General features: G+C 56.3%; 10 protein-coding genes. 2 read left to right on the forward strand and 8 right to left on the reverse strand.

Going from position 1 to position 6,943, the window contains the following annotated elements; all coding sequences use genetic code 11:
* Positions 1-296: Y-family DNA polymerase (locus tag AACS18_RS02695; RefSeq protein WP_445206795.1), on the reverse strand; the 296-nt coding region annotated here is incomplete at its 3' end.
* A 131-nt stretch (positions 297-427) separates the two neighbouring features.
* Here AACS18_RS02695 and AACS18_RS02700 point away from each other — a divergent pair.
* Positions 428-634 carry a hypothetical protein gene (locus AACS18_RS02700; RefSeq protein WP_019445898.1) on the forward strand — a complete coding sequence of 69 codons (207 nt, stop codon included), beginning with the start codon at positions 428-430 and terminating at the stop codon, positions 632-634.
* Between the two features lie 111 nt (positions 635-745).
* On the opposite strand, the gene AACS18_RS02705 is transcribed toward AACS18_RS02700, so the two are convergent.
* Complete coding sequence (locus AACS18_RS02705) at positions 746-1,306, reverse strand: DJ-1 family glyoxalase III (RefSeq protein WP_108613634.1); 561 nt, start codon at positions 1,304-1,306, stop codon at positions 746-748.
* A gap of 37 nt (positions 1,307-1,343) precedes the next feature.
* Entirely contained in the window at positions 1,344-2,297 is a 954-nt protein-coding gene (locus AACS18_RS02710) for a ketopantoate reductase family protein (RefSeq protein WP_108613635.1), read from the reverse strand.
* 200 nt (positions 2,298-2,497) lie between these two features.
* On the opposite strand from AACS18_RS02710, the gene AACS18_RS02715 reads away from it, so the two are divergent.
* Positions 2,498-2,980 carry a YajQ family cyclic di-GMP-binding protein gene (locus tag AACS18_RS02715; protein WP_005338634.1) on the forward strand — a complete coding sequence of 161 codons (483 nt, stop codon included), beginning with the start codon at positions 2,498-2,500 and terminating at the stop codon, positions 2,978-2,980.
* Between the two features lie 107 nt (positions 2,981-3,087).
* On the opposite strand, the gene AACS18_RS02720 is transcribed toward AACS18_RS02715, so the two are convergent.
* The 5 genes from AACS18_RS02720 to AACS18_RS02740 all read right to left on the reverse strand — a co-directional run.
* On the reverse strand, positions 3,088-3,930 hold the full coding sequence (locus AACS18_RS02720) for a nucleoside-specific channel-forming Tsx family protein (RefSeq protein ID WP_069554294.1): 843 nt from the start codon (positions 3,928-3,930) through the stop codon (positions 3,088-3,090).
* A gap of 156 nt (positions 3,931-4,086) precedes the next feature.
* On the reverse strand, positions 4,087-5,466 hold the full coding sequence (locus AACS18_RS02725; protein ID WP_108613636.1) for an AmpG family muropeptide MFS transporter: 1,380 nt from the start codon (positions 5,464-5,466) through the stop codon (positions 4,087-4,089).
* A 173-nt stretch (positions 5,467-5,639) separates the two neighbouring features.
* The gene (locus AACS18_RS02730; protein WP_050547831.1) at positions 5,640-6,227 is read right to left on the reverse strand and encodes a peptidylprolyl isomerase; all 588 of its coding nucleotides are present in this window, start codon (positions 6,225-6,227) and stop codon (positions 5,640-5,642) included.
* A 2-nt stretch (positions 6,228-6,229) separates the two neighbouring features.
* On the reverse strand, positions 6,230-6,814 hold the full coding sequence (locus tag AACS18_RS02735) for a YajG family lipoprotein (protein ID WP_108613637.1): 585 nt from the start codon (positions 6,812-6,814) through the stop codon (positions 6,230-6,232).
* A gap of 17 nt (positions 6,815-6,831) precedes the next feature.
* The coding region (locus AACS18_RS02740) for a methyltransferase (protein WP_146184839.1) at positions 6,832-6,943 on the reverse strand (112 nt) is incomplete at its 5' end.

A 6,943-nucleotide genomic window follows, 5' to 3' on the forward strand; every position in this document is an offset into this window, starting at 1 on the left:
GGTTCAACCTGATCGGTATAGCGCAGGAAAATGGCCCTGAGCTGACGGGAGATATCCTTGTACACCGCCATTCGCCCAGGGATCAGTACCAGCGGCGGGCAGAGTTTTTTCGCCAGTGCGCTCGGCATGGCGGAGCGCACCCCGAACCGGCGCGCCACATAGTTGCAGGTCGAGATGACACCGCGCCGCTCGGAGGCCCCACCGATGGCGAGCGGCACCTCCCGCAACGCCGGATTGTCCCGCATCTCCACCGCGGCAAAAAAACAGTCCATGTCGATATGGATGATCTTGCGCATACCACTGTATAAATAAACAGACATGGCATCATCTTACCCCAAGGATAACCGCAGCTCTATCTCTCTCGTTGCGGCTAAAATAGTAGACTCCAAGGAGACCTTTACTACCACAATGACAAGGAGCGTTCGGGATGAAATATCTTTGGTTGGGACTCTGTTTGCTACCGTTGACCGGCATCGGCAAGAACAACCCGACGGCAGAGTGCCGCTGGCTGTACGACAGGATTGAGATACTGGAACAGGCCATCAAGAAGGGGGACACACTCGGCACAGAGCAAGAGTTGTCACGCTGGCGTGAAGAGTTTCGCAAGAAGAAGTGCAAACAGTACGATTACTGAGCCGGACAAGATGGCGTGACCGACAACGGCAGATAACAAGCGGGCCCCGATCAAGATGACCGGGGCCCGTTTTTCAAAGCATGGCCAGCTTGATTCTGCAGCAGAGTGCGCTCAAGGCAGCACCATAGGGCCAGCCACGGCGGTAGCCACGTCATCCCCGCGCAGCACCCGAACCAGTTCAAGCGCAAACTCGATGGCACTGCCCGGCCCCTGACTGGTGATAAGGCGATGAGCCTCATCTCTGACGACCCGCTCATGTGACAGCTGCAATGTCGGTAGTCGGGACTGAAAGCCGGGATGACTGGTGACGATGGCATCACCCAGCAGAGCGTGATGTTGCAACACCACCACAGGGGCGGCGCAGATGGCAGCGCGCCAGCGACCAAGAGCGGCCTGCTCTTTGAGCAGATCGATGGCCAGCGGGGTATCGCGGATCACTTCGCTGCCGGGCAGACCACCGGGTACCACGATGGCTTCAAAGTCCCGACGGGTCAGCTCGTCGATAAGACAATCGGCAACCAGCTGTACCCCGCGCGATGCCTTCACCTGCCGGGATCCGGCTGGGCAGCAAGAGGCCAGCACCACCTCGATACTGGCGCGCACCAGGGTATCGACAATCGCGACCGTCTCTATCTCTTCCGACCCGGGGGCCACCAGCACCAGTACACTCACGTTCGCCTCCTTGCTGCTTGCTCTGCCATGTAAAAGGTCAGACGGCCTGACTCTTCTCTTTGATCGCCTGATAGAGACCCTGATTGACCGGTACGGCAATGCCATGCCGGGCAGCCTTGGCCAACAGGAAGCCGGTGATGGCCTCAATCTCGGTCTCGCGTCCCAGCTCCATATCCTGATGCATGGAGGAGTAATTGTCAGCGGTCAGTTCCACCACTGTCATCACCCGGCGTTGCAACTCCTCTGCCGTGGTTGCAATCCCTTCGGCGCACATCACATCCGCCACTTCCACGCAGATCTGCTGCAGGGCATCGGCAAAACGGGGGCCAGCCAGCTCGCCATTTTTCAGCTTGTAGAGGGCCGTCAGGGGATTTATAGCACAGTTGATGGCCAGCTTTTGCCACTGGCGCACCAATACCTGCTCATCCCAGCCAGCCTGGCCCAGTGCCAGCGCCAGCTCATCCGCGAGCGCGGCGTGGGCCTTGGCTGCGTCGTTGATCGGGCCAAGCCAGGTTTCACCCTTGCCAGTATGACGGAAGACAAAATGGCCGCACTGCATGGCGCCATGGCTGGTGACACCGGCAATCACCGGATTGTGCGGGAACATCTCGACCACCTGCTCGGCAATGCCCATCCCGTTGTGCAGCAGCACGATCGGCACGCCGGCATCCAGATTGCCCACTAGCGGCGTCAGTGCGGCAATCACCTGACTGGCCTTGGTCATCACCAGCAGACGCTGGATCTTGCCGGGTTTGCTGACAAACCCGCGCTCGATATTGAGCAGCTGGACATGCCCCTCCAGCGAGGTGAAATCGATCCCCGGATGGAGCGTGGACTTATGATGTTCACGCAACAAGACACGGGTAGATTGACCACTCTGGGTCAGCAGGGAGGCAAAAACGCCGCCGAGGGCGCCACAACCCAACAGTGACCACTTAGGAGTAACGGGTGGAATAACGGGCTGTCGGGAATTTTTTAATCCGCTTGGCATGGTGTGACTCTGTCAGGGTAAGGGTTGCAATCCTCTCAACCTGTTACCGGGGATAAGTGAAGATGTCGCTGGTGGACACTAACGGGTCCACCCGTCCTGTGCGCAGGGGATTCTAGCAGAGCAACCCCATCAAAATCAGCAAATTTGCCCGTTTTCTGGTAGATTTGCCCCCCGATAACGCAACATGAGGAGCTCCGGCTATGCCGTCATTCGATATTGTCTCTGAAGTCAAAATGAACGAGGTGTTGAACGCAGTCGACAACGCCAATCGTGAACTGGCCACCCGTTTCGATTTTCGTGGGGTAGAAGCCAGCTTCGAGTTGAACAAGGAAGAGGTAAAACTGGAAGCCGATGCCGATTTCCAGCTCAAGCAGATGGTCGAAATTCTGCGCGGTGCCCTGCTCAAGCGCAACATCGAAAACAGCTCCATGGAAGTAGGTGACTCCGTTCACTCCGGCAAACGCTTCCACCTGACCGTCAAGTTCAAACAGGGGATCGAGAAAGAGATCGCCAAGAAGCTGGTCAAGCTGATCAAGGACTCCAAGATCAAGGTACAGGTCGCCATCCAGGGTGATGAAGTACGTGTCACCGGCAAGAAGCGTGACGATCTGCAAGAGACCATGGCACTGGTCCGTGGCGCCGAACTGGGTCAACCGATGCAGTTCCAGAACTTCCGCGACTGATTTATCCACTCAGCCGTGGCGCACTTGATGACTCGCGCCACGCTATCTACATCGCGGCCATAAAAAAACCGGAGCAGATGCTCCGGTTCTTTGTACCCCAAGTTTTATTAGAACTTGTAGGTAACAGAGAAGTAGTGGCTGAAGCCGGTGCTCTTCCAAGGAGTACCATCGTATGCAGTGGAACCATCTTTGGTACCATAAGCATCCATAAAGTACTTCAGACCGTAACCAACGGCATAACGATCGGAGTGCCAGTAGATACCGTGGAAAGTAGCCAGGTTGTCGCTGGTACGGTCAGCACGGTCATGGGTATCCAGACCGAACTGATAATCCAGATAGCCTTGGTAGGAGACAAAGCTGCCATTGCCGAAGGTGTAGAAGGGCTTGAACCAGTTCATGGAGAACTGATAACCGTTCCAGTCGCCTTCTTCTTCAGTAAAGAACTGGTTCTCAGTGGAATGACGGGCATACAGGTTCATACCTACCTTGCCAAACCAAGGAACCATAACATCGGCGCCCAGACCAATCTGATTTTCCATCTGCTTGTCGCCGACGTTGTTCAGGTTGGCAATGTAGAGTTCTTGCACAGGACCAAAGGAGAGATCTTTACCGGTCAGAGCATCCAGAGACATGCGCGGCGCAAACTTCATGAACAGGTTCTGACCATGGTGTTTGTTGCTGTGGCGGGAGTCGAAAATATCGAATACGTCGACATAGCCGTACAGATCAAACAGGCCGGAGCGACCACCGAATTCCATTTCAAAATAGGTATCGTTGTAGTCCTCTTCACCGGTGGTGAAAGGGCGCTGGTCGATGGTGTGCATTACGTTGAACTGCATCCACTTGTAGTCATTCTTGTGGATATCACCGCTGTAGTCAGCAGCGAAGGCCGGGGTAGCGGCAGCAGCCAGCAGACCGGCAGCGATCAGAGTCTTGGTAAATTTGGCCATTTTATTGGTCTCTTGTGCGTTAGTTGAGGTTTTCCGTAGCCTGCCCACAAGGAGCGAGAGGGATTCTAATCAAATAAAATTGGGGGTGAAACAACTTCTCGGGAACTTTATCCGGAAGTGTGAATCTAATCACCCCCGATTCTACGCAAACGCTTGCTATTTGTCAGCCGTTGAGAGCAACTCACTCCCTTTTCTGGCGACAAGCACAATCAACAACAACACGGGCAAGCCCAATAAACTGGTTCCGACAAAGAAGGCACTGTAGCCAATCTGCTCCACAACCTGCCCGGAAAAACCGGCCAGCAACTTGGGCAACAGCAACATTACCGAGCTGAACAGGGCGTACTGAGTGGCCGAAAATGCCACATTGGTCAGGCTGGAGAGATAGGTCACGAAGGCCGCAGTAGCGATACCGGCGCTGAGGTTATCCAGCGAGATGATCAGCGTCAGCAGTTCCAGGTTGTGACCGACCTGATTGAGTAGGGCAAACAGCAGGTTGGTGCTGGCGGTGAGCAGCGCCCCCAAGAACAGGATGCGCAGCGTACCGAAGCGCATCACCAGCACGCCCCCCAGCGCAGCCCCCACTAGCGTCATAATGACGCCAAACACCTTGGTAATAGTCGCAACCTCGGTCTTGCTGAACTGCATATCCACATAGAAGCTGTTGGACATCACCCCCATCACCACATCGGCAACCCGATAGCAGGCGATCAGCAAAAGGATCTGCAGCGCCGAGCTGCCATAGCGACGAAAGAAGTCGGCAAACGGACACCAGACGGCCTCATAGGCCCAGGCCCCCGCACTCGCCAGCAGCGCAGGCCACCCTTTTTCCAGGAGCTGCGCCTTGCGTTCGGCCTGTTGTTTGCCCTGCTCGGCCAGATCGATATCCGGCTCGTGGCAAAACAGCGTGGTGATAACCCCGAGTGACATCAGACCCGCCATCACCAGATAGGTAATCTGCCAGCCACGATAGTCATAGCCACTATTGCTGCCAAACCACGCCGCCAGCGCCAGCGCACCGGCGCCCGCCATGATCATCGCCAGTCGGTAACCGGTCATGTAAGAAGCAGCCATCGCCGCCTGTAGCCGCTCGGGGGCGGATTCGATGCGATAGGCATCGATAACGATATCCTGCGTGGCCGAGGCAAAGGCCACCAGCAGGGCAAACATCGCCAGCTGGGCCAGCTCGGTCTTGGGATCGCAGAACGCCATGCCGACCAGCGCGGCGGCAATCAGCAACTGGGAGAAGAACATCCAGCTACGGCGACGCCCCAGCAGCGCGGAGAGCAACGGCAGCGGCATGCGATCCACAAGCGGTGACCACAGCCATTTAAAGCCATAGGCGAGCGCCACCCAGCTCATATAGCCGATATCGGTCAGGCTGACATCGGCCTCGCGCAACCAGAATGAGAGGGTACCAAACACCAGTAGCAGCGGCAGACCCGATGAAAACCCCATGGCAAAGAGAATAAACACCCGAAATTCGAGATAGACGGCGAGGGACTCTCTCCAGCTTGGTTTGCGGATCATATTCAACTACCTGACGACTTTGGAAAAGTGCGTCATTTTGGCAGGTTGATGGCAGATAGCCAAGGCGAGCAAAGAGATAGGTCAAAGAAGCCCGGATAGAGAAAAGGCCCATCCCGAACGGGATGAGCCTTGTATTGTGGCCTGACGAGGACGAGGTGACGAACAGCGTCCGATGAGGATTACTTGCCCGCTTTTTTGTCGACTTTCTTGTCTGCCGGAGTTTCTGCCAGCAAGACCACCTTCTTCAGAATGATGGGACTGGTCGGCACATCGTTGGCGCGCAAAATGGGGCTGTAACCGGTCTGTACCTGAGCCAGCTTGTCCAGCACTTCCATCCCCTGAACCACCTGACCGAACACGGTATAACCCGCGGCGCCACCGGCGTTGAGGTTATTGTTGTCGACCAGATTGAAGTAGAACTGGCGAGTAGCGCTGTCGACCGCCTGGGTGCGGGCCATGGCGATGGAGCCACGTTTGTTGGGCAGACCGCCGCGCGACTCGTTGACCACAGGCTCATAAGTCGGCAGTTGCTGGAACTGCTGGTTGTAGCCCCCACCCTGCACCACGAAATCCTGGATCACCCGGTGGAAGATGCTGCCGTCATAGCTGCCATCAGCCACGTAGCGCAGGAAGTTCTTCACCGTCTGGGGCGCCTGCTTGGACGCCAGTTCCACCACGATATTGCCGTGGTTGGTCTCCATTCTGACTTTCGGGCCTGCGAACGCCAGCGGGGCGATCAGCATGGCCAGCAACCAGAGTTTTTTCATCATCAGACCCCTGCACCGTTCGGTTGACCTTTCAGGTAACCGCGCAGCGCATCATCCGCCATGATCTGCTGCAGCACGCTACCCAGTTGCAGGTTCAGTGTAGACTCCAGGTCGGCCATGCTTGGCTCGCTCGGGCTCTCCTTGCTGGAGGACATGTTGAACTGCTTGGTCAGACGGTTGCCCTGGAAATCGGCGATCACCTGCAGGCTGACGCGGGATTTGGTGACATAGGTAAAGGTCTTCTCTTCCACATTGACTGCGGCGTTGGAGATCACCAGCGTCAGGTTGGTGGCGCCACTGTTACCCACTTCCAGACCCTGGCTGCGCAGACCTTCGGCCAGCCGCTCGGCCATCAGCAGATTGAGCGGACGCTCGCTGTTGACCAGCACAGGGGCTTTCTCTTTATGTTTGATGGAGAAGACGTAGGCAGCCTCACGCTTGTCTACCCCTTCCATGGTGATGCGATTGCCAGAGTAGTATTGCTGGTTGGCAGGGATCACCTGCGGATTGAGCAGCGCCGTCTCCGGCCAATGAGTGGCACACCCGCCCAGCATCAGGGCGGCCAGCAGCAAGAGTGACTTTTTCATCATGGTTTCCTTTGGCTTTAGCGTTTGATGGCTTTCAAAATAACGAATTTGCTGTTCGACGCAACGACTTGTGCGTTGGCAAACAAGCGCTTGAGTTTGTTGTGATAGTCCAGATGACGGTTGCCTACT

It is taken from the genome of Aeromonas sp. HMWF015, from assembly GCF_963878965.1.
In the GTDB taxonomy this organism is placed as follows: domain Bacteria; phylum Pseudomonadota; class Gammaproteobacteria; order Enterobacterales; family Aeromonadaceae; genus Aeromonas; species Aeromonas veronii.

Excerpts from the sequence above, each read along its gene's own strand:
- AACS18_RS02700 (WP_019445898.1), top strand. The coding sequence starts at position 428 with ATGAAATATCTTTGGTTGGGACTCTGTTTGCTACCGTTGACCGGCATC.
- AACS18_RS02710 (WP_108613635.1), bottom strand. The coding sequence starts at position 2,297 with ATGCCAAGCGGATTAAAAAATTCCCGACAGCCCGTTATTCCACCCGTT.
- AACS18_RS02715 (WP_005338634.1), top strand. The coding sequence starts at position 2,498 with ATGCCGTCATTCGATATTGTCTCTGAAGTCAAAATGAACGAGGTGTTG.
- AACS18_RS02720 (WP_069554294.1), bottom strand. The coding sequence starts at position 3,930 with ATGGCCAAATTTACCAAGACTCTGATCGCTGCCGGTCTGCTGGCTGCT.
- AACS18_RS02730 (WP_050547831.1), bottom strand. The coding sequence starts at position 6,227 with ATGAAAAAACTCTGGTTGCTGGCCATGCTGATCGCCCCGCTGGCGTTC.
- AACS18_RS02735 (WP_108613637.1), bottom strand. The coding sequence starts at position 6,814 with ATGAAAAAGTCACTCTTGCTGCTGGCCGCCCTGATGCTGGGCGGGTGT.